The organism is Halomonas sp. PAMB 3232, from assembly GCF_031954225.1.
Taxonomy (GTDB): Bacteria; Pseudomonadota; Gammaproteobacteria; order Pseudomonadales; family Halomonadaceae; genus Vreelandella.
The window spans coordinates 795,086-817,213 of sequence record NZ_CP134865.1 but is presented as its reverse complement, the minus strand read 5'-3'; the positions used below and the strand labels follow the sequence as shown (position 1 = coordinate 817,213).

14 protein-coding genes are annotated in these 22,128 nt (G+C 63.0%); 3 read left to right on the top strand and 11 right to left on the bottom strand.

Features of this window, described 5'->3' with window-relative positions; all coding sequences use genetic code 11:
• Positions 1-18: 18 nt before the first annotated feature.
• Together recA and RN346_RS03795 are read right to left on the bottom strand one after the other, a co-directional pair.
• The gene (gene recA, locus RN346_RS03800; protein ID WP_252106854.1) at positions 19-1,080 is read right to left on the bottom strand and encodes a recombinase RecA; all 1,062 of its coding nucleotides are present in this window, start codon (positions 1,078-1,080) and stop codon (positions 19-21) included.
• Positions 1,081-1,233: 153 nt separating this feature from the next.
• A complete protein-coding gene (locus RN346_RS03795; RefSeq protein WP_263587343.1) occupies positions 1,234-1,707 on the bottom strand; it encodes a CinA family protein in 474 nt (157 codons plus the stop codon).
• A 168-nt stretch (positions 1,708-1,875) separates the two neighbouring features.
• Between RN346_RS03795 and mutS the strand changes: the two genes are divergently transcribed.
• Positions 1,876-4,440 (top strand): DNA mismatch repair protein MutS, encoded by a 2,565-nt coding sequence (gene mutS / locus RN346_RS03790; RefSeq protein ID WP_311962169.1) that lies wholly within the window; start codon positions 1,876-1,878, stop codon positions 4,438-4,440.
• A 154-nt stretch (positions 4,441-4,594) separates the two neighbouring features.
• Positions 4,595-4,918, top strand: coding sequence for a ferredoxin FdxA (gene fdxA, locus RN346_RS03785; protein ID WP_263584904.1), 324 nt, complete (start codon positions 4,595-4,597; stop codon positions 4,916-4,918).
• A gap of 67 nt (positions 4,919-4,985) precedes the next feature.
• Here the strand turns inward: fdxA and RN346_RS03780 are convergent, their stop codons facing one another.
• From RN346_RS03780 to RN346_RS03765, 4 genes are all read right to left on the bottom strand, one after another.
• Positions 4,986-6,377 carry an L-cystine transporter gene (locus RN346_RS03780; protein ID WP_263584905.1) on the bottom strand — a complete coding sequence of 464 codons (1,392 nt, stop codon included), beginning with the start codon at positions 6,375-6,377 and terminating at the stop codon, positions 4,986-4,988.
• A 618-nt stretch (positions 6,378-6,995) separates the two neighbouring features.
• Positions 6,996-8,285 carry a phosphopyruvate hydratase gene (eno, locus tag RN346_RS03775; protein WP_263584906.1) on the bottom strand — a complete coding sequence of 430 codons (1,290 nt, stop codon included), beginning with the start codon at positions 8,283-8,285 and terminating at the stop codon, positions 6,996-6,998.
• An 84-nt stretch (positions 8,286-8,369) separates the two neighbouring features.
• Entirely contained in the window at positions 8,370-9,233 is an 864-nt protein-coding gene (kdsA, locus tag RN346_RS03770; protein ID WP_263584907.1) for a 3-deoxy-8-phosphooctulonate synthase, read from the bottom strand.
• 9 nt (positions 9,234-9,242) lie between these two features.
• Positions 9,243-10,898: a CTP synthase gene (locus RN346_RS03765; RefSeq protein ID WP_263584908.1), complete on the bottom strand. Its 1,656-nt coding sequence runs from the start codon at positions 10,896-10,898 to the stop codon at positions 9,243-9,245.
• Positions 10,899-11,147: 249 nt separating this feature from the next.
• On the opposite strand from RN346_RS03765, the gene RN346_RS03760 reads away from it, so the two are divergent.
• On the top strand, positions 11,148-11,897 hold the full coding sequence (locus RN346_RS03760) for a hypothetical protein (protein WP_311962167.1): 750 nt from the start codon (positions 11,148-11,150) through the stop codon (positions 11,895-11,897).
• 86 nt (positions 11,898-11,983) lie between these two features.
• Here the strand turns inward: RN346_RS03760 and RN346_RS03755 are convergent, their stop codons facing one another.
• The 5 genes from RN346_RS03755 to pilQ form a co-directional block, all read right to left on the bottom strand.
• Positions 11,984-13,402, bottom strand: a complete 1,419-nt coding sequence (locus tag RN346_RS03755; protein WP_311962165.1) for an FAD-dependent oxidoreductase — start codon at positions 13,400-13,402, stop codon at positions 11,984-11,986.
• Between the two features lie 34 nt (positions 13,403-13,436).
• Positions 13,437-17,879 carry a glutamate synthase large subunit gene (gltB, locus tag RN346_RS03750; protein WP_311962164.1) on the bottom strand — a complete coding sequence of 1,481 codons (4,443 nt, stop codon included), beginning with the start codon at positions 17,877-17,879 and terminating at the stop codon, positions 13,437-13,439.
• Between the two features lie 471 nt (positions 17,880-18,350).
• On the bottom strand, positions 18,351-19,454 hold the full coding sequence (gene aroB, locus RN346_RS03745; protein WP_263584911.1) for a 3-dehydroquinate synthase: 1,104 nt from the start codon (positions 19,452-19,454) through the stop codon (positions 18,351-18,353).
• Positions 19,451-20,017, bottom strand: a complete 567-nt coding sequence (gene aroK, locus RN346_RS03740; RefSeq protein WP_263584912.1) for a shikimate kinase AroK — start codon at positions 20,015-20,017, stop codon at positions 19,451-19,453. The genes aroB and aroK overlap by 4 nt, the downstream gene beginning before the upstream one ends.
• Entirely contained in the window at positions 20,017-22,107 is a 2,091-nt protein-coding gene (gene pilQ / locus RN346_RS03735; RefSeq protein ID WP_311962163.1) for a type IV pilus secretin PilQ, read from the bottom strand. Before pilQ ends, aroK begins: the two co-directional genes overlap by 1 nt.
• Positions 22,108-22,128 lie beyond the last annotated feature (21 nt).

Below are 22,128 nucleotides of genomic sequence, written 5' to 3'. Positions count from 1 at the left end.
CTCCGCAGGGACGGACGATTAGATCAGGCTATCTTCGCCGTCCGCGTCATCCGCAGCGGCGACCTCTTCTTCTTTTTTGGGCTCGGCCTTGGCCAGCAGCTGATCGCGAATCTGGCTCTCGATCTCTTCCATGATTTCCGGATGCTCTTCCAGGTACTGGGACGCATTGGCCTTGCCCTGACCGATCTTGCTGCCCTTGTAGCTGTACCAGGCGCCGGCCTTGTCGACCAGATTGCACTGCACGCCCAGATCGATCACTTCGCCGGCGTGGTAGATGCCCTTGCCGTAGAGAATCTGGAACTCGGCCTGGCGGAAAGGCGGCGCGACCTTGTTCTTCACGACCTTCACGCGGGTTTCGTTACCGGTGACCTCGTCGCCGGTTTTCACCGAGCCGGTGCGGCGAATGTCCAGACGCACGCTCGAGTAGAACTTCAGCGCGTTACCGCCGGTGGTGGTTTCGGGGCTGCCGAACATGACGCCGATTTTCATGCGGATCTGGTTGATGAAGACGACCAGGCAGTTGGCGTTCTTGATGTTGCCGGTGATCTTGCGCAGCGCCTGAGACATCAAGCGCGCCTGCAGACCCACGTGGGCGTCGCCCATTTCGCCTTCGATCTCGGCGCGCGGGGTGAGGGCCGCCACGGAGTCGATGATGATGACGTCGACACCGCCGGAGCGCACCAGCATGTCGGTGATCTCGAGCGCCTGTTCACCGGTGTCCGGCTGGGAGACCAGCAGGTCATCCAGGTTGATGCCGAGCTTTTCCGCGTAGCTTGGGTCGAGCGCGTGCTCGGCGTCCACGAACGCGCACACCTTGCCCTGTTTCTGCGCCTGAGCGATGACCGACAGCGTCAGCGTGGTCTTGCCCGAGGACTCCGGGCCGAAGATTTCGACGACCCGCCCGTAGGGCAGACCGCCAATGCCGAGCGCGATGTCGAGTCCTAATGATCCGGTCGATACCGACGGCATGACCACGCGCGGCGCATCGCCCAGACGCATGACGGTGCCCTTGCCGAACTGACGATCGATCTGGCTGAGCGCGGCGTTCAGTGCTTTGGTACGGTTTTCATCTTGAGCCATGTAAAGCGTCCTCGTAACAACCTGTATAATTAGCCAGTATTATGCCAAATATTGGCCGCAAAACCTATCCCTGTCGCGCTATTTATTTCCGCAGCACCCCGGCTATCAGTTCGCTCTCAAAGCGCTGACAGCAGTGCTTTTTGCCCGAGTGCGCTAGCGCGAAAGGCGCAGGATCAACGCGATCAGCGCCTCGCGCACCGCCTGCTCACGCACCGCTTGCCGGTCGCCGGGAAACATGAAGCGCTGGGCGCGCTGTTCGCGCTCGCTGCCCACACTTAGCCACACGAGCCCCACGGGCTTTTCCGCGCTGCCGCCGCCGGGCCCGGCCACGCCGCTCACCGCCACGCCAAGCTGTGCGCCGCTTTCACGACACGCCCCGCGCACCATCTCGTTCACCACCGCCTCGCTCACCGCACCATGGGCGTCGAGCGTTTGTTGGGCCACGCCCAAAAGCCGGGTCTTGGCCGCGTTGGAGTAGGTCACCAATCCGGTTTCGAAATAGGCGGAGCTGCCCGCCGCCGAGGTGATCATTGAGGCGATGCCGCCCCCGGTGCAGGACTCTGCCGTGGTCAGCGTGACGTTCTGGGCCACGCAGAGCTTGCCCAGGCGCTTGGCAAGCAGCGCCATATCGAGATTTTTCAAGCCGGATACGTCAGCCACCTTGCAGACTCCTTCATGTCAGCGCTGTGTTCAGCGTAGAATACTGCGTTTGTGTTGCCTATAGAACCAACACACGGAACTCGAACACCGCCCACGGTCAGGCCTTGCCGTGGGCCACGCCAAGCCAGGACGTCCATGTCACAAAGCCCCGCGCATACGCCCATGATGGCGCAGTATCTGAAGATCAAACGCGACCACCCGGAAGTGCTGCTTTTCTACCGGATGGGGGATTTTTACGAGCTGTTCTTCGACGATGCCCGCCGCGCCGCGGCGCTTTTGGATATCACCTTGACCGCCCGCGGCCAAAGCGGCGGCAAGCCGATCCCCATGGCTGGCGTCCCTTACCATAGCGCCGAGGGCTATCTTGCTCGGCTGGTCGCCGCCGGCGAGTCCGTGGCGATTTGCGAGCAGATCGGCGACCCGGCGACCAGCAAGGGCCCGGTGGAGCGCCAGGTGGTGCGCATCGTCACCCCAGGCACGCTGCACGATGAGGCGCTGCTCGACGCCCGACGCGATAACGTCCTGGTCGCGCTCGCCCCGGGCCGCGATCGCTTTGGTCTTGCCTGGCTCGAACTCTCCAGCGGGCGCTTCAACGTGCTCGAGGTAGAAAGCGAAGCGGAGATGCTCGCCGAGCTGACCCGCCTGGCGCCGGCGGAGCTTTTGGTGCCTGAAAACCTGACGCTGCCGGAGGCCTGGTCGCAAAAGCGCAGCCTGCGCCGCCAGGGCGAGTGGCTGTTCGATTTAGACAGCGCCAACCGGAGCCTGTGTGATCAGTTTCAGGTGCAGGATCTGCGCGGCTTCGGCTGCGCGCACCTTTCCACGGCGCTCATCGCTGCCGGCGTTTTGGTCGATTACGCCCGCGACACCCAGCGCTCGCGCCTGCCCCACGTCACCGCCATCACTGTCGAGAATCGCGACGACGCCGTCGTCATCGACGGTGCCAGCCGGCGTAACCTGGAGATCGACACCAACCTTGCCGGCAGCACCGACAATACGCTGGCGAGCGTGCTCGATACCTGCGCCACGCCGATGGGCTCGCGGCTCTTGAAGCGCTGGCTCAACCGCCCGCTGCGCCAGATCGAGCTGGTTAAGGGCCGCCAGGCCGGCGTCGCGCTTTTGAGCCTCGACGCCGCCTATATGGAGCTTCGCGAGGCGCTTTCTGAGCTTGGCGACATCGAGCGCATACTGGCGCGCGTAGCGCTCTACAGCGCCCGCCCGCGGGATCTGGCCCGGCTTCGCGATGCGCTCAACGCTTTACCCGAACTACAGCGCCTGTTAGAGGCGGTGGAGAGTGGCAGCGCCATCGACGCGCTCAAGCCCCACGTTCGCCCCTACCCGGAGATGGCGGACACCCTGACCCGGGCGATCATCACCAACCCGCCGGTGGTGATTCGCGACGGCGGCGTGATCGCGGAAGGCTTCGATGATGATCTCGACGAGCACCGCGGGCTTGCGGAAAACGCCGGCGAGTATCTGGTCGAGCTCGAGCGGCGCGAGCGCGAGCGCACCGGGCTTTCGAACCTGAAAGTGGGCTATAACCGGGTGCACGGCTACTTCATCGAGCTGCCCCGCGCTCAGGCGCAGCAGGCGCCGGCGGAGTACATTCGCCGCCAGACGCTGAAAAATGCCGAGCGCTTCATCATCCCCGAGCTCAAGGAGTTCGAGGACAAGGCGCTGTCGGCAAAGTCCCGGGCGCTGTCGCGGGAAAAGTGGCTCTACGAGCGCCTTCTTGGCGAGCTCAACGCCCATCTTCACGCGCTCCAGGCGACCTCCCAGGCGCTCTCCGAGCTCGACGTGCTGTGCGCCTTCGCCGAGCGCGCCGAGGCGCTTGGCTGGGTGCGCCCGACGCTTAGCCAGGAAACCGGCATTCACGTCACCGCCGGGCGCCACCCGGTGGTCGAGCACGTCAGTCAAACGCCTTTCGTGCCCAACGGCATCGACCTTTCGCCCAAACGGCACATGCTGGTCATCACCGGCCCTAACATGGGCGGTAAATCGACCTACATGCGCCAGACCGCGCTGATTGCGCTGCTCGCCCACTGCGGCAGCTTCGTGCCCGCCGCACAGGCCGAGATCGGCCCGCTCGATCGCATCTTCACCCGCATCGGCTCCTCCGACGATCTCGCCGGCGGGCGCTCCACTTTCATGGTGGAGATGACCGAAACCGCCAATATCCTGCATAACGCCACCGACCAGAGTCTGGTGCTGATGGACGAGATCGGCCGCGGCACCAGCACCTTCGACGGCCTGTCGCTTGCCTGGGCGAGCGCCGAGCAGCTGGCGGGCACCAAAGCGCTGACGCTCTTCGCCACCCACTACTTCGAGATGACCGCCCTGCCGGAGCAGGCCGAGGGCGTGGCGAACATTCACCTGACCGCCACCGAGCACGGCGACAGCATCGTGTTCATGCACCGCATCGAGGCGGGGCCGGCAAGCCAGAGCTACGGCCTGCAGGTCGCCCAGCTGGCCGGCGTGCCAGGTGCGGTGATCCATCGCGCCCGCGAGAAGCTTGCCATGCTCGAGCAGCGCGACGTCGACGAGCAGCAGCGCCCGGCACCGGCTGCCAGCGCGCCGCTTCAAAGCGATCTGTTCGCCAGCGCTCCGCACCCGGTGGTGGAGGCGCTTACCAACGTCGACGTGGACGATCTATCGCCGCGGGAGGCGTTGGCCCTGATGTATCAGTGGCGGGCGCTTCTTTGACGGGCCAGTTCGCGCTTGCCGCAGCCCGGCACCCCCTCTAGAATACTCGGCATGCGTTTTAGCTTATAAAAAGCGGTTAGCTTATAACCATTCACGATTAGCAATCATTTACGACTACCGTGGCCGCCGGCGGCCAGGCAAGAGGAACCAACCGATGACGTTTGTCGTTACCGAAAACTGCATCCAGTGCAAATATACCGACTGCGTAGAAGTCTGCCCGGTCGACTGTTTCTATGAAGGCCCGAACTTTCTGGTGATCCACCCCGACGAGTGCATCGACTGCGCGCTGTGTGAGCCGGAGTGCCCCGCCGAGGCGATCTTCTCTGAAGACGAGTTGCCAAGCGGCCAGGAACCCTTCATCGAGATCAACGCCGAGCTCGCCGACGTATGGCCCAATATCAACGAAAAGAAAGACCCGCTGCCGGACGCCGAAGAGTGGGACGGCAAGAGCGGCAAAATGGACAAGCTCGAACGCTGAGCCCTGCCCTACCCTTGCAAATGAAAAAAGCCACCCGAAGGTGGCTTTTTTTGGACCTGAAAGCGCGCTAGGCGGCTTTCGGCGTGCCCAGCTCGTCGGACTCCGCGGCGAAGACCGCACCGTCGTGTTGGCCCAGCAGCCGGCTGGTCACGGTGCCTGCGGTCATGGAGCCGTTGACGTTGATCGCCGTGCGACCCATGTCGATCAGCGGCTCGATCGAGATCAGAAGACCGGCCAGTGCGATCGGCAGATCCAGCGTCGAGAGCACGATGATCGCCGCAAAGGTCGCCCCGCCGCCGACGCCGGCAATGCCGAACGAGGCCAGCGTCACCACCAGCACCAGCGTCGCCAGGAACTCGAGCGAGAGCGGGTCGATCCCCACCGTCGGCGCGATCATCATGGCGAGCATCGCCGGATAGAGCCCCGCGCAGCCGTTCTGGCCGATGGTGGCCCCAAAGGAGGCGGCGAAATTGGCGATCGCCGGCGGCACGCCGATACGGTCGACCTGGGCTTCGATGTTGAGCGGAATGGTCGCCGCACTCGAGCGCGAGGTGAACGCGAACGTCAGTACCGGCCACACCTTCTGGAAGTAGCGCAGCGGATTGACTCCGGCGCCGGAGAGAAACAGCGCGTGCATCACCAGAATCAGGCCAAGCCCGATATAGGAGGCCACCACGAACCCCAGAAGGCCGAGAATGTCGCCGATGTCGGACGTCGCGACCACCTTGGTCATCAGCGCCATGACGCCGTAGGGCGTGAGGCGAATCACCATGCGCACCAGGCGCATGATCCACTTCTGCACCACGTCGATGCCGTCGATCAACCTGTCGCCGAGTACCGCGTTCTCGCGCTTGATGCCCAGTGCCGCCATGCCCAGAAAGGTCGCGAAAATCACTACGCTGATGATCGAGGTCGGGCGCGCGCCGGCCAGGTCCTGGAACGGGTTGCTGGGAATGAAGGATAAAAGCAGCTGTGGCACGGTGAGATCCGCGACCTGGGCGCTACGCTCGATGATGTCCTGGCCGCGCTCGAGCTCGCGCGCGCCCTGAACGAGCCCTTCGGCGGAAAGCCCGAACAGCTGGGTCATGCCGATGCCGATGATCGCAGAAATCGCCGTGGTGATCATCAGCATGGCCAGCACGCCAACGCTGATCTTGCCAAGCGAGCTGGCGTCGTGAAGCCGGGTGACTGCCGAGAGAATCGTCACCAGCACCAGCGGCATGATGATCATCTTGAGAAGCTGCACGTAGCCACCGCCGACCAGGTTGACCCAGTCGATAGTGCCGGTGAGCGTGGCGGTGTCGGCATAAAGCGCCTGCAACGCAGCACCCAGCAGTACACCAATAATCAGCCCCACCAACACCACGCGAGAAAGGCTCGCGCCGCGGCGCTGCCAGCGCGCCAGCAGTGCGATCGCCAGCGCAAAAATCAGTACGTTTATCGCTACCCACCAGGGCATGGTCGTCGCCTCCTTGAAACCAGGCCGGTGCGGAATGCACCGGACAACGAGCAGACCAAACGATAGCCTGCTAACTCGGACGCGACATGGTAATTAATCGTCGAAAGGAATAACAATGCATTTTTCTTATAACCATCGATAGCATTCGCGCTAACGCCCGGCAGAGTGCGTCGTCCGGGATCACAACGGCCTCAATGCCCATGGCAGGCATATAAAAAGGCACATAAAAAAGGCGGCCCGTAGGCCGCCCGCTCCAAGCACTTCCTTTCACCACATCCTGTGTCAACACTCCTCGGTGTCCTCCCTGCCGGCGCCTCGTTCACCGTGGCCCCGGCGCACCGCTTCTTTCGCTCTCTATCCTGCCTAAAGCATCCTTGCCTCCCCTTGTCCTGAGGCCAGTGTGACAGAGATGAAGCGCAGCGCAAAAAGTGCTTGTCATTAAAAAAGGCGAGCCCTGAGGCTCGCCTTGAGATTTCAACCCTATAAAAATCAATTATTTAAAAAATCCATTATAAAGAAAGCTTTTTATTTCCAACGCTTTAGTACTATTTTCCTAGCGTCAGGTAAGCGATCTCTTACACCCGATTAAACGATTACTTACAGGCGAGGCGCCCAGGCTCACTGCCCCTTGATCGCTTTTAGCCCGGGGTAATCGACGTTTCCAAGCTCCGCCTCGATCATGAGCAGGCGGTTGTACTTGGCGACCCGGTCGGAGCGGCAAAGCGATCCGGTCTTGATCTGGCCTGCGGCGGTGCCCACAGCCAGATCGGCGATGGTGGTGTCCTCGGTTTCACCGGAGCGGTGTGAGATTACCGCGGTGAAGCCGGCATCCTGGGCCATCTGGATGGCATCGAGGGTCTCGGAGAGCGAGCCGATCTGGTTGAACTTGATCAGAATCGAGTTTCCGATCTTCTCGTCGATGCCGCGCTTGAGAATTTTCGTGTTGGTCACGAACAGGTCGTCACCCACGAGCTGGACCTTATCACCGAGCTTGTCGGTGAGCGCCTTCCAGCCGTCCCAATCGGACTCGTCCATGCCGTCTTCGATCGAAACGATCGGATAGTCGTCGCAAAGCCCGGCGAGATAATCGGTGAAGCCCTGGGCATCGAAGCTCTTCTCTTCGCCGGCAAGCACGTACTGGCCATCCTTGTAGAACTCGGAAGAGGCGCAGTCGAGCGCCAGGGTCACGTCAGTGCCCAGGGTGTAGCCGGCATCCGCCACCGCCTGCTTGATCACCGCCAACGCCTCGGCGTTGGAAGAGAGGTTCGGCGCGAAGCCGCCCTCGTCCCCCACCGAAGTGGAGAGCCCTTTCGCGGCGAGCACCTTCTTCAGCGCATGGAAGATTTCGGCGCCGACGCGCAGCGCCTCGCGGAAGTTGGCCGCGCCCACGGGCTGAACCATGAACTCCTGGATATCGACGTTGTTATCCGCGTGCTCGCCGCCGTTGAGGATATTCATCATCGGTACCGGCATGCTGTAGTGGCCCGGCTTGCCGTAGAGCTCGGCGATATGGGCGTAGAGCGCCACGCCCTTGGCGTTGGCCGCCGCCTTGGCTGCCGCCAGCGACACCGCGAGAATGGCGTTGGCGCCCAGGTTCGCCTTGTTGTCGGTGCCGTCGAGCTTGAGCATGGCGTCGTCCAGCCCGCGCTGGTCGCGCGCGTCCATACCGAGTAGCGCCTCGCGGATGCTGCCGTTGACCGCCTCGACCGCTTTCAACACGCCCTTACCCAGATAGCGTGCCTTGTCGCCGTCGCGAAGTTCCAGCGCTTCGCGCGAGCCGGTGGAAGCGCCGCTTGGCGCGCAGGCCTGGCCCACCGCACCGCTTTCCAGGCGCACCGTGGCGCTCACGGTGGGGTTGCCGCGGGAGTCGAGCACTTCGAGCGCGGTGATATCCACAATTTTGGTCATGACAGCGTCCTTTTTGATTATCGGTCTACTAACTAGCGATGTTTCCCGTGAGCGCCGGCCGTGGCGTTAGCGCCCATCGCGCGCCTAGCGAATCACGAGCGGCTCGAAGCCTTTTACCAGCGCGTCGAGCTGTGAAAGCTGGGTCAAAAACGGTTTGAGCTGATCCAGCGGCAGCGCACACGGCCCGTCGCACTTGGCGTTGTCCGGGTCCGGATGCGCTTCCAGAAAGAGCCCGGCCAGGCCCACGGCGACACCGGCGCGGGCGAGCTCCGCTACCTGAGCGCGGCGCCCGTCGGCGCTGTCGGCGCGACCGCCGGGGCGCTGGAGCGCATGGGTGACATCGAAAAAGAGCGGGTAGCCGGTCTCCTTCATGTCGCCAAAGCCAAGCATGTCGACCACCAGATTGTTGTAGCCAAAGCTCGACCCACGCTCGCAGAGCATCAGGCGGTCGTTGCCGGCTTCAACAAACTTGGCAATGATGTGGCGCATCTCGTGCGGGGCGAGAAACTGCGGCTTCTTGATATTGATCGCCGCCCCGGTGTTGGCCATGGCGACGACCAGATCGGTCTGGCGGGCCAGAAACGCGGGGAGCTGGATGATGTCCGCTACTTGCGCCGCGGCCGCCGCCTGGTGGGGCTCGTGCACGTCGGTGATGATCGGCACGTTATAGCGCGATTTGATATCGGCCAGTATCTGCAGCCCTTTCTCGAGGCCCGGCCCGCGAAACGAATTGATCGAACTGCGGTTGGCCTTGTCGAAACTCGCCTTGAACACGTAGGGCATGGCAAGCGCCGAGGTGGCCTCGACGTAGGCCGCAGCGACCTCATCGGCAAGCTCGGCGGACTCCAGTACGTTCATACCACCGAGCAGCATCAGCGGCAGAGAGTTGCCGGCCTTGAGGCCGGCAATGTCGATGTGACGCTCGCGAACGCCTTGATCAGAGGCCATGACGGCTCCTTACTCGTGGGGCGCGGCGTGGGCGCGCGTGCGTTGTGCCTTGTGCTCGACCGCGGCGTTGACGAAGCCCGAGAACAGCGGGTGCCCGTCGCGCGGCGTGGAGGTGAACTCCGGGTGGAACTGACACGCTACGTACCAGGGGTGGTCGGCAAGCTCGACCATCTCGACCAGCGACTGATCGACGCTCTTGCCGGAAATCACCAGCCCCGCTTTTTCGAGCTCGTCGATGAACTGGTTGTTCACCTCGAAGCGGTGGCGATGGCGCTCGACGATCTCGTCCGAGCCGTAGGCTTCACGCGCCTTGCTTCCCGGGGCAAGGTGGCATACCTGGCCGCCCAGACGCATGGTGCCGCCCAGATCAGAGGCCGCGTCGCGCAGCTCGATCTTGCCTTCGCTATTGAGCCACTCGGTGATCAAACCGACCACCGGGTGCTGGGTGTCGTGGGTGAACTCGGTGGAGTTGGCGTCCGCCCAGCCGGCGACGTTGCGGGCGTACTCGATTACCGCGACCTGCATCCCCAGACAAATCCCCAGGTACGGCACGTTGTTCTCACGGGCGAACTGAGCGGTCTTGATCTTGCCTTCCACGCCGCGCTCGCCGAAGCCGCCGGGCACGAGAATCGCGTCCTTGCCGGCCAGGCGCTCGGTGCCGTGGCGCTCGATGTCTTCGGAGTCGATGTAGTCGACGTTGACCTTGATACGCCCCTGAATGCCGGCATGAATCAGCGCTTCGTTGAGCGACTTGTAGGCGTCCAAAAGCTCCATGTACTTGCCGACCATGGCGATGCTCACCGACTTCAGCGGATTGAGCTTGGCGTCGAGCACCTTCACCCACTCGGAGAGATCGGCAGGCTCGGCTTCCAGGCGCAGCTTGTCGCAGACGATGTCATCGAGGCCGTGCTCGTGGAGCATCAGCGGGATGCGGTAGATGGTGTCGGCGTCCTGAAGCGGTACCACCGCGCGCTCTTCGACGTTGGTAAAGAGCGCGATCTTGCGCCGCTCGCTCTCCTCGAGCTCGACTTCGCTTCTGCAAATCAGGATATCCGGCTGGATACCGATGGAGCGAAGCTCCTTGACGCTGTGCTGGGTCGGCTTGGTCTTGGTCTCGCCGGCGGTCTTGATGTAGGGCACCAGCGTCAGGTGCATGAAGATCGCGCGGCTCGCGCCCTGCTCGCTTCGAATCTGGCGAATGGATTCCAGAAACGGCAGCGACTCGATATCGCCGACGGTGCCGCCGATCTCGACCAGCGCCACGTCGAAGCCTTCGCCACCGTCGTAGACGCGCTGTTTGATCTCGTCGGTAATGTGCGGGATGACCTGCACCGTACCGCCCAGGTAGTCGCCGCGGCGCTCCTTACGCAGCACGTGCTCGTAGACCCGGCCGGTGGTGAAGTTGTTACCCTGGGTCATCCTGGTACGAATGAAGCGCTCGTAGTGACCCAGATCGAGATCGGTTTCGGCGCCATCCTCGGTGACGAACACCTCGCCGTGCTGGAACGGGCTCATGGTGCCCGGATCCACGTTGATGTACGGGTCGAGCTTGAGCATGGTGACCTTAAGGCCGCGGGCCTCTAGAATCGCCGCCAGCGAGGCCGACGCGATGCCCTTGCCAAGAGAGGACACAACGCCGCCGGTCACGAAGATATATCGTGTCATGGAAAACCTGTAAGAACGTGATCAGAAGGCACGGCAGAAAGCCACACCAGGATGGGATGACAGAATACCAGAGCTCGCCCGAAGGCTCAATTTGAACCGAGCACCTCGCCTGCCTACACCGCCCTCTATCGATCAGAGCGCGGCCTCTCCCCAGCTTCCCAGACGGTTCCAACCAACCTGCCAGCAAGACTTTACTTTCAAGGCATTTAACTTTTAGGCTGGACGTTTAACAAAATTTAATTTAGCCATATGGACGCCTTTTACACCATGAATCAACAACCACTGATAACGCTTCTATCCGCCTGGGGTGGAGGCGCATTCGTCTGGTTGGCGTATGCGCTATCTGTTTGGAACAAGCGCCCCAGGGCAATGAGCCGCTCTCCGGGGTTTGCCGCGAACTGGCGGCGAGGCGACATTTATCTCACGCTTGCGGGACCCATCCTACTGGTAATGGCCACCCTGCTGGCTGTCACCGTCGATATAAAACCCGGCGACTGGTTTCGAGCGCTCTTTGCAGGCGTATTTCTGGCCGGTATGGCCCCGCTGGGTATTTTCCATTTTGCCAACCACGCCGCCATGGTCGAAAGCGCCCAGGTCACGTCTGATACTACGCGATTGCCCGTCAATCGAAACGGGCGGCTGAATAGGGCCGCTCCCTATATGGCAGCTATCTCGGCTACCCTTTTTTCGATTTCCTGCTTTTATCTTTTCCCACAGATGTCACTTGCATGGTCGCTACTGGCCGGCGCGGTTTGGGCCCTTTTGGCGCTCATGCGCAGAGCGCTTCCCGCCTGCCCTGAATGGTTGGCGGGCATCGGCGCGATCGTGGGCATCAACGCTGGGCTGGTACTAAGCGATTTGGCTTACAAGGAGCACCTAGCGGTTGAGTCGAACACGACGAGTACGATGGAGTTTCTATTGTTCGTGCAGCAAGCCAGCGTGGCGCTACTGAGTTTTTCGCTACTGCTACTGGCTACGCACCGCTTTATTCGCGGCTAGCCTTCCGTTAGATCAACGCTCAAACGAGCCCGCTGGAAACAAAAAAGGGAGGCATTCGCCTCCCTTGCTACGCTGGGTAATCGTACTTACACGCCCAGGTAATCCAGCATACCCTCAGCGGCCTGGCGGCCTTCATAGATGGCGGTGACCACCAGATCCGAGCCGCGGACCATGTCGCCGCCGGCGAAGATCTTCTCGTTGGTGGTCTGGAAGGCGTACTGACCGTGTTCCGGGGCCTTGACCAGGTTGCGCTCGCAGACGTCGATGCTCGAGCCCTCGAACCAGGGGATCGGGCTTGCCTGGAAACCGAAGGCGACCACGACCGCGTCCGCCGGGATCACCTCTTCGGAGCCGGGCACGATTTCCGGGCGGCGGCGGCCGTTTTCATCGGCCTCGCCCAACCGGGTGCGCACGACCTTCACGCCTTCCACCTTACCTTCGCCGACCACGGCGATGGGCTGGCGGTTGAAGAGAAACTCGACGCCCTCTTCCCGGGCGTTGGCCACCTCGCGGCGCGAGCCGGGCATGTTCTCTTCGTCGCGGCGGTAGGCGCAGGTCACGCTCGCCGCGCGCTGACGAATTGAGCTGCGGTTACAGTCCATCGCCGTATCGCCGCCGCCGAGCACCACCACGCGCTTGCCTTCCATCGAGATGTAGTCCGCCGGATCCTTCTCGAAGCCCAGGCGCCGGTTGACGTTGGCGATCAAAAAGTCGAGCGCCTTGTAAACGCCGGGCAGGTTTTCACCGGGGAAGCCACCTTCCATGTACTGGTAGGTGCCCATGCCGAGGAATACCGCGTCATACTCCTGCACCAGGGTGTCGAACTCGATGTCCACGCCGATCTCGACGTTCAAGCGAAACTCGATGCCCATCTCCTCGAACACCGCGCGGCGGCGCTCCATGACATTCTTTTCGAGCTTGAACTCGGGGATACCGAAGGTCAAAAGCCCGCCGATCTCCGGGTGGCGGTCGAACACCACGGGCTTGACGCCGTTGCGCGCTAGAATGTCCGCCGCGCCCAGGCCCGCGGGGCCGGCGCCGATGATCGCGACCTTCTTGTCGGTCCAGACCACCTTGGACATGTCCGGGCGCCAACCCATGGCGAAGGCGGTGTCGGTGATGTACTTCTCGATCGAGCCGATGGTGACTGCGCCAAAGCCATCGTTGAGCGTGCAGTCGCCTTCACAGAGACGGTCCTGCGGGCAGACGCGCCCGCACACTTCCGGCAGCGAGTTGGTCTTGTGCGAAAGCTCCGCGGCTTCGATGATGTTGCCTTCCACAACGAGCTGCAGCCAGTTGGGAATGTAGTTGTGCACCGGGCACTTCCACTCGCAGTACGGGTTGCCGCAGTGCAGGCAGCGGTGCGCCTGGCTCGCCGCGTCCGTTGGCTTGAACGGCTCGTAGATTTCGGCGAACTCTTTGGCGCGCGCGTGCGCCTCTTTTTTCTGCGGGTCCTTGCGACCCACGTCGATAAACTGGAAATCGTTGTTCAAACGGTTGGCCATGATCTCTCTCCTCTCGGCGATGGACACATTCGGATTACTGCGGCTGACGCCGAGATTGATCCAACAGACTTCCCAGACTCGCCGCCTTCGGCTTCACCAGCCAGAAGTGGCGCGCGTAGTCGCTGAAGTCTTCCAGAATGGCTGCCCCACGCTTTGATCCGGTCTCGGCCACGTAGGCTTCGATCGTCTCGCGCAGGTGGCGGCGGTACGCCTCCATCGCCTCGGTGTTGACCCGGTGAATCTCGACCAGCTCGTGGTTGTACTTGTCCACGAAACTGCGCTCTTCGTCGAGCACGTAGGCAAAGCCGCCGGTCATGCCGGCGCCGAAGTTGACGCCGGTCTCACCCAGCACGCAGATCATACCGCCGGTCATGTACTCGCAGCAGTGATCCCCCGCGCCTTCGATGACCGCCATGGCGCCGGAGTTGCGCACGCCAAAGCGCTCGCCAGCCACGCCCGCGGCATACAGCGTGCCGCCGGTGGCGCCGTACAGGCAGGTGTTGCCGACGATCGAGGTCTTGTGACTTTCGAACTCGCTCACCCTGGGTGGCACGATGACGATGCGCCCGCCGTTCATGCCCTTGCCGACGTAGTCGTTGGCATCGCCTTCGAGATACAGATTCAGGCCCCGCGCGTTCCACACGCCAAAGCTCTGACCTGCCACGCCGGTGAAGCGCGCGGTGATCGGGGCGTCTTCCAGGCCCTCTTCGCCATAGCGCTTGGCGATGGCGCCGGAGGAGAGCGCGCCGACGCTACGATCGCAGTTAGTGATATCGAAGCTGAAGTCGCCGCCGGAGCGGTTCTCGATGGCGCTTTTGAGCGCCTCGAGCACTTCCTGGTTTTTCGCACCCGGATCGTGGGGCACGTTGCGACTCACCGTGCAGAACTGCGGCGCATCCGCCGGCACGAAGTCGTTTTTCAAAAGCGGGGTCAAATCGAGCCCGCGCTGCGAGGCGGTGCGCCCTTCGATCACTTCGAGCAGATCGGTGCGGCCGATCAGGTCGGTCAGCCTGCGCACGCCCATCATCGCCATCAGTTCGCGCACTTCTTCGGCAATGAAGCGGAAGTAGTTCTTGACCATGTCGACGGTGCCGCGAAAGTGCTCGCCGCGCAGGTAGTCATCCTGGGTGGCGACACCGGTGGCGCAGTTGTTCAGGTGACAGATGCGCAGGTACTTGCAGCCCAACGCGACCATCGGCGCGGTACCGAAGCCAAAGCTCTCGGCGCCGAGAATCGCCGCCTTGATGACGTCCAGCCCGGTCTTCAGGCCGCCGTCGGTCTGCAGGCGGATCTTGTCGCGCAGGCCGTTGATACGCAGCGCCTGGTGCACCTCGGGCAGGCCCAGCTCCCAAGGGGAGCCGGCGTGCTTGATCGAGGTGAGCGGGCTCGCCGCGGTGCCGCCGTCGTAGCCGGACACGGTGATCAAATCGGCGTAGGCCTTGGCAACGCCGGTGGCGATGGTGCCGATACCGGGCTCGGAGACCAGCTTGACCGAGACCTGCGCTTGTGGGTTGACCTGCTTGAGATCGAAAATCAGCTGCGCCAGATCCTCGATCGAGTAGATGTCGTGGTGCGGCGGCGGCGAGATCAGCGTCACACCAGGCACGGCGTAGCGCAGCTTGGCGATAATCTCGTTGACCTTGCCGCCGGGCAGCTGGCCGCCTTCACCGGGCTTGGCGCCCTGGGCGACCTTGATCTGCAGCACTTCGGCGTTGACCAGATACGACGGCGTCACACCGAAGCGGCCGGAGGCGATCTGCTTGATCTTGGAGCTTCGGATGGTGCCGTAGCGGGCGTGGTCTTCGCCGCCTTCACCGGAGTTGGAGCGCCCGCCGGCTTCGTTCATCGCCTGGGCCAGCGCCTCGTGAGCCTCCGGCGACAGCGCGCCGAGCGACATACCGGCGCTATCGAAGCGCGGCAAGAGCTCCTCGATGGACTCCACCTCGTCCAAGGCGATGGAATCGCCGGACTGCTTGAGCTTCAGCATGTCGCGAATGGTCGCCACCGGGCGCTCGTTCACCTGCTGGGCGAACTTCTTCCATTTGGCGTAGCTGCCTTCCTGCACCGCCGCCTGCAGCGTCATGACCACGTCCGGGTTGTAGGCGTGGTACTCATAGCCGTGAACGTACTTGAGCTGGCCGCCCTGGGAGATTCCCTTGCGCGGCGTCCAGGCATCCTTCGCGATCAGCGTCTGCTGCATCTGCAGCTCGCCAAAGCCTGCGCCCTGAATGCGCGAGGCCATGCCCACGAAGCAGGTGTCCATGATCTCGTCGTTGAGCCCGACCGCCTCGAACAGCATCGAGCCGCGGTAGGAGGCCAAAGTCGAGATGCCCATCTTGGAGAGAATCTTGAACAGCCCCTTCTGCAGGCCCTTACGATAGTTCTCGCGGGCGTCCGCCGGGTTGCCGGTCAGCTCGCCGACGCGATGCATGTCCGCCATGACCTGGTAGGCAAGCCAGGGGTAGACCGCCGTGGCGCCCACGCCGAAGAGCACCGCCATCTGGTGAGCGTCGCGGGCGTAGCCGGTCTCGACGATGATGTTCGCCATCGGGCGCATGGCAAGACGGCCCAGGTGGCTGTGTACCGCACCCACGGCGAGCGCGGCCTGAATCGGCACTTCGCCCTTGGGCAGCTCGGCGTCACTGAGCACCAGCAGCACGCAGCCCTCTTTCACCTGGCGCTCGGCCTTCTGGCACAGCGCGTCGACGGCCTGCTTGAGGCTGGTCTCGTCCGGGTTGTAGCCAAGCGAGAGTAGGCAGCTGGCAAACGCCGGATCGTCCTGGCTGACCAGCGCGGTGAACTTGCGCGGCGACAGGATCGGCGTGGTCAGAATCAGGCGATGGGCGTGTTCCGGGGTCGCCTTGAAGACGTTGAGCTCGGCGCCGCAGCAGGTTTCCAGCGACATCACGATCGCCTCGCGCAGCGGGTCGATCGGCGGGTTGGTCACCTGGGCGAATTTCTGCCGGAAGAAGTCGGTCAGAAGACGCGGGCGGCTCGACAGCACCGCCATCGGCGTGTCGTCGCCCATCGAGCCAACCGCTTCCTGGCCGCTTTCCGCCAGCGGGCGCAGCACCTGGTCGCGCTCTTCGAACGTCACCTGGAACATCTTCTGCTGCACGTTGAGTGCATCGGTATCCATGCTCTGGAACCGCGCAAGCTCGGTCAGCGCTGACTCCAGATAGCTCGCCTGCTCTTTCAGCCAGCGCTTGTAGGGGTAGGCGGACTTCAGGCGGTTATCGATGTCGTCGGTATGCAGCACTTCGCCGGTCTGGGTATCGACGGCGAGCATCTGGCCCGGGCCGACGCGCCCCTTGGCCACCACGTCCTCCGGCTTGTAGCCGTAGGTGCCGGTTTCGGAGGCGAGCGTGATGTAGCCGTTCTTGGTCATCACCCAGCGCGCCGGGCGCAGGCCGTTACGGTCGAGCATGCACACCGCCTGGCGGCCATCGGTCATGACCACGCCGGCGGGGCCATCCCAGGGCTCCATGTGCATGGAGTTGTACTCATAGAACGCGCGCAGCTCCGCGTCCATGGTCTCGACGTTTTGCCAAGCCGGCGGCACCATCATGCGCACGGCGCGATGAAGCTCCATGCCGCCGGTGAGCAGCACTTCGAGCATGTTGTCCATGCTCGAGGAGTCGGAGCCGGTGGTGTTGACTACCTCGTCGAGCTTGACGATGTCCGGCAACTGCTCGCTTGCGAAGTTGGCCTTCCGGGAGTTCGCCCAGCCGCGGTTGGCTTCGATGGTGTTGATCTCGCCGTTGTGGGCGAGCAGGCGAAACGGCTGGGCCAGCGGCCAACGCGGCGCGGTGTTGGTCGAAAAACGCTGGTGGAATACGCAGATGGCGGTTTCCAGGCGCGAATCGTTCAGGTCCTTGTAAAAGGCCGGCAGATCTTCCGGCATCACCAGGCCCTTGTAGGAGACGACTTCAGAAGAGAGCGAGGCGACGTAGAAATCCTCCTCTTTCTTCAAGGCCTGCTCGGCGTAGCGCCGGGCCATGAACAGATCGACGGTGAAATTGGCGCTATCGCCGGGCTCGACGAAAATCTGTTCGATCCGCGGCAGGCAATCGAGCGCCATCGGGCCGCACACGCTCGAATCCGTGGGCACTTCGCGCCAGCCCAGGCGCTTCAAGCCGCGGCTGTCGAGCTCGCGCTCCAGCGTCTCGCGGGCCGTCCGGGCGCGCGCATCGTCATTGGGCAGAAAGATCACCCCCACGGCGAAGCGCTCGCCGGGCTCGGTGCCCAGCGCTTCTTTTGCGACATCGCGCATGAACCGGGTCGGCATTTTCAGCAGCAGCCCGCAGCCGTCGCCGGTTTTGCCGTCGGCGGCGATGCCGCCCCGGTGGGTCATGCAGGTCAGCGACTCGATGGCGGTTTTGAGGAGATCGTGACTGGCTTCCCCTTGCATGTGCGCGATAAGCCCAAAACCGCAGTTATCGCGAAACTCGCCAGGCTGATGAAGACCTTTGTTCATGGGCGTGCCTCTAGTCAAGGTGTTTTACTGGCAGCGAACTTGTGCTTTAATAGCGGGTTTTCTTTTTATTTTTTCTTGCCTTTCCCGCCCGAGCTCCCGGCTCCCTGGCGTTCGCTGCCTTAGGAAAATGGCCGCTCAGCATAGCCACTTGCCCCCACCTGGCGCAATCGCCCGACCGCGCCAAATTTCTCAAAACTCTCGCCAAATCCTGTATTTGCAGCACCACCCAACCAAAAAACATAGCTCCGTCAACCACTTAAGCCGATATCATGCGTAGTCTGCGTGAGCCCGAATGCCACATAGACTTTAGTCTAACAACACCGCTTTTATCCATGCCGATAACGCATACGGCATACCGATTGGCGCAACCATTGGCTTTACGCATGACCCAAACGCCAAAACCCGCCACGTGGGCGGGTTTTAGAGGCGCCGGTCGACGCCTGCTGTCAAGACAAAGACAGAAGAACGGAATTATTCGCTTCGCGGGTAGCGCCGAAGCAGCTCGTTAAGCGTATCCGGTGGCGTCTGATCGCTGATCACCGCCTCACCCAGAGCGTTGAGCAATATCAACCTGAGCCGGGCATCGACGTTTTTCTTGTCCAGCCGCATCCGGCTGAGAAAATCCTCGACGCTCATGTTCGACGGCGCGGCCAGCGGCAGCCCCGCGCGCTCGATCACCGTCCGGGCGCGAGTGAGCATCGGCTCGTCGATCATCCCAAGCTCGAAGGAGAGTGTGGCCGCCATCGCCATCCCGGCGCCGACCGCCTCACCGTGTAGCCAGTTGCCGTACCCCTGGTGCGCCTCGATGGCGTGGCCAAAGGTGTGGCCCAGGTTCAGAAGCGCCCGCACGTCCTGCTCGGTTTCATCTTCGGCGACGATATCGGCCTTGATCTGACAGCTCACCGCGATCGCCTCACTGACGGCATCGGCATCAATACGGCGAAGCGCGTCCATGTGCTCCTCGAGCCAGCCAAGAAACGCCTCGTCGCGAATCAAGCCGTACTTGATCACTTCGGCAAGCCCGGCGGAGAGCTCGCGCGGCGGGAGTGTGGCCAGCGTGTCGATATCGATGAGTACCGCGCGAGGCTGGTGGAAAGCGCCGATCATGTTCTTGCCCAGCGGATGATTGACGCCGGTCTTGCCGCCCACCGAGGAGTCTACCTGGGAGAGCAGCGTGGTCGGTACCTGAATGAACGCCACTCCGCGCTGATAGGCGGCGGCGGCAAAGCCGACCATGTCGCCGATCACGCCGCCGCCGAGTGCGATCAGCGTGCAGCGGCGATTGAACCCGGCACCCAGCAGCGCATCCCAGATGCGCTCGACTTGCTCCAGGTTCTTATAGCGCTCGCCGTCGGGTAGCGACACCGTACGCACGTCGCACTCCTCGGGCAGCGCGTCCATCAGCGCCTTCAAGTAGAGCGGCGCAATAGTGTCGTTGGTGACTACCATCACCTGGCGGCCCGCCAGATAAGGCGCCAGCAGGCCGGGTTCACCGATCAGGCCGCGGCCGATATGAATGGGGTAACTGCGCTCGCCGAGCGCGACGTTGAGGGTGCGACGGGCGTTGGCAGTCATGAGGATACCCCGGAGTCGGTGAGCTGGCGGCTTTCCAGCGGATCGTTCAAGCGCCGCGCGCGGCGCAAAATGTCGTTGACCACCGCACGCGGGCTTCGCCGGTCGGTGCGTACGGTAATGTCCGAGGTCGCGCGATAGAGCGGGTCACGCAGTAAAAACATATCCTTGAGTACCTGCTCGCGGTCGACGCGCTGCAAAAGCGGGCGGTTCTTGTCGCGGGCGGTACGCTTGAGCTGCTGCTCGACGGTGGTCAGCAGATACACCACGGTGCCGCGCTCGCGCAGCGCCCGGCGGTTCTCTTCGCGCAGCACCGCACCGCCGCCGGTGGCCAGCACCACCCCAGAAAGCCTGGTGAGCTCGTCGATCATCTGCACTTCGCGAAGGCGAAAACCGGGCTCGCCTTCGACGTCGAAAATCCAGGGAATGTCCGCGCCACAGCGGTCCTGGATCACGTGATCACTATCAAAGAACGTGCGTGAAAGCTCCGCGGCCAGCAAACGGCCGATGGTGCTTTTGCCGGCTCCCATCGGGCCGACCAGAAAAAGATTGGGTAAATCCTGCATCAGCGAACCGTCAAACCATCATCGAGTAGTCGTGGAGTAATAAACACTAACAGCTCTACCTTCTCATTGCTCTCCTGGTTATAGCGAAACAGCCGGCCCAAAAGCGGCAGATCGCCCAGAAGCGGCGTTTTGGAAATTTGGCTGAGCTGCTCGGTGGTCAAGATGCCGCCCAGCACCACGGTTTGGCCATTGTCCACCAGCACCTGGGTTTCGATCTGGTTGGTATCGATGGGCGGCTCACCACCGAATTCGCTTTCGCGGAAACTATCGTTCTTGATCACCAGATCCATGATGATGCGGTTGTCCGGAGTGATTTGCGGCGTGACCTCGAGCGAAAGCTCGGCTTCCTTGAACTGGGTATCCGGGTTGCCCTCTGCATCGACGCTTTGAAAGGCGCGCTCCTCGCCCTGGCGGATGGTGGCGGTGCGCTGGTTGGCGGTGATGATGCGCGGCTGGGAGATCGTCTGGCTCTTGCCCTCGCTTTCGAGTGCTCGAAGCTCGAGATCCAGCAGCACGTCGCCGGAGAGATAGCCGAAGCTGAAACCGGTGCCCGCGACCGCGCCGGGGCCAAGGTCCACGGCGAGCCCGCCCCGAGCACGGCTGAGACCTTGTGGATTGAGGTCTCGACGAACGCCTTGCCCAAACTCGTTAATCTGAAAGCCGCGAGTGCTCGAGGCGCTCCAGTTGACCCCCAGCTCGCGGGAGGCGTTATCGCGGGCGATGACGATGCGCGCCTCGATCTGTACCTGGCGCACGGCGACATCGAGCCGGTCGAGGGTGGCCACGATTTCGCGAAGCTGGTCGGCGGTATCCTGCACCAGCAGCGTATTGGTGCGCTGGTCCACGCTGACCCGGCCGCGGTCGGTCAAAAGGCCAAAGCCTTCGGCGCCGCGCAAGAGCTGGGCGAAGTCCTCGGCGCGGGCGTAGCGCACCTCGATGAACTCGGTCACCAGTGGCGCCAGCGTTTGGCGCTGATTGCGCGACTCGATCTGTTGACGTTCGACCTCGGCGAGCTCCCCAGCCGGGGCGATCACGATCACGTTACCCTGCTCGCGGCTCGATAGTCCCTGGCTTTGCAGAATCAGCGCCAGCGCCTGATCCCAGGGCACGTCGTTCAAGTTCAGCGTGACCCGGCCGGTGACGCTGTCGCTGGCGACCAGGTTGAGCCCGGTGAATTCGGCAAGCGTGGCGAGTACCGAGCGCACTTCGATGTCCTGAAAGTTGAGGCTCAGCCGGTCGCCGGTAAAGCGCTCTTCCGCCCCCTGGGCAAGCGAATCGGCGGGGGTGGCCACGGGCTCGACGTCGATGGTCAGCACCCGCCCGCTTTGCGAGGAGAGCAGCGCATAAGGCCCCTGGGTTTGCAGCTCGAGCTGGGTGCCCGTGGCGGTGGTGCGCGGCGTGATGCGATTGATGGGCGTGGCGAAGTCGGTGACATCGAGAATCTGGTCGAGCGACGCGGGCAGCGTGACGCCCGGCAAGGTGGCGTTCACCACGCCAAGCCCCGCCTCCTCGACGCGGGCGTTCACCCCGCTTTGACTGAACGTGACCAGAAGTCGCCCGGCGCCGTTGGCGCCGCGGCGAAAATCGATGTCCTCGATGCTTGGCCCACTAGAGGCGGCCGGCGCCGGGCGCGGTGACGGTGGGGCGGTGGGGACGCTGGCGGCGCTTGGCGTGGACGCGACCGGCGGCTGGGAGCCAATGGCGGTGGGGGTAAGAAACACGCTGAGCCGGCTGGGCGAGGCCGCCGAGCGAAACGTGTGCGCGCCGCTCAAATCGACGATCAGTCGCGTGCGCCCGCCACCTTCGATGGTGGTGATGCGCTCCACCCCACCCAGCCCCACGGCCTGGCTTCGCTCGGCAAGCCCGTTTTGCGTATTGGCCAGATCCAGCGCCAGCCGCGGCGGCGCCTCCAGCGCGTAGCCAGTCAGCTCGCCCGGCGCGCCGTCAAATGACAGCAGTAGCTCGACCTCCCTCTGGGGCGCATCACGCACCTCCAGGTCGGTCAATAGCGCCGCCGAGGCAAGCGCCGGGCAAGCGAGCACAGAGAGGGCGAGCAGACAAAGCGCGGTACTGCGGGCAATGGTGATCATAAACAGGGATGTCCAAATAAA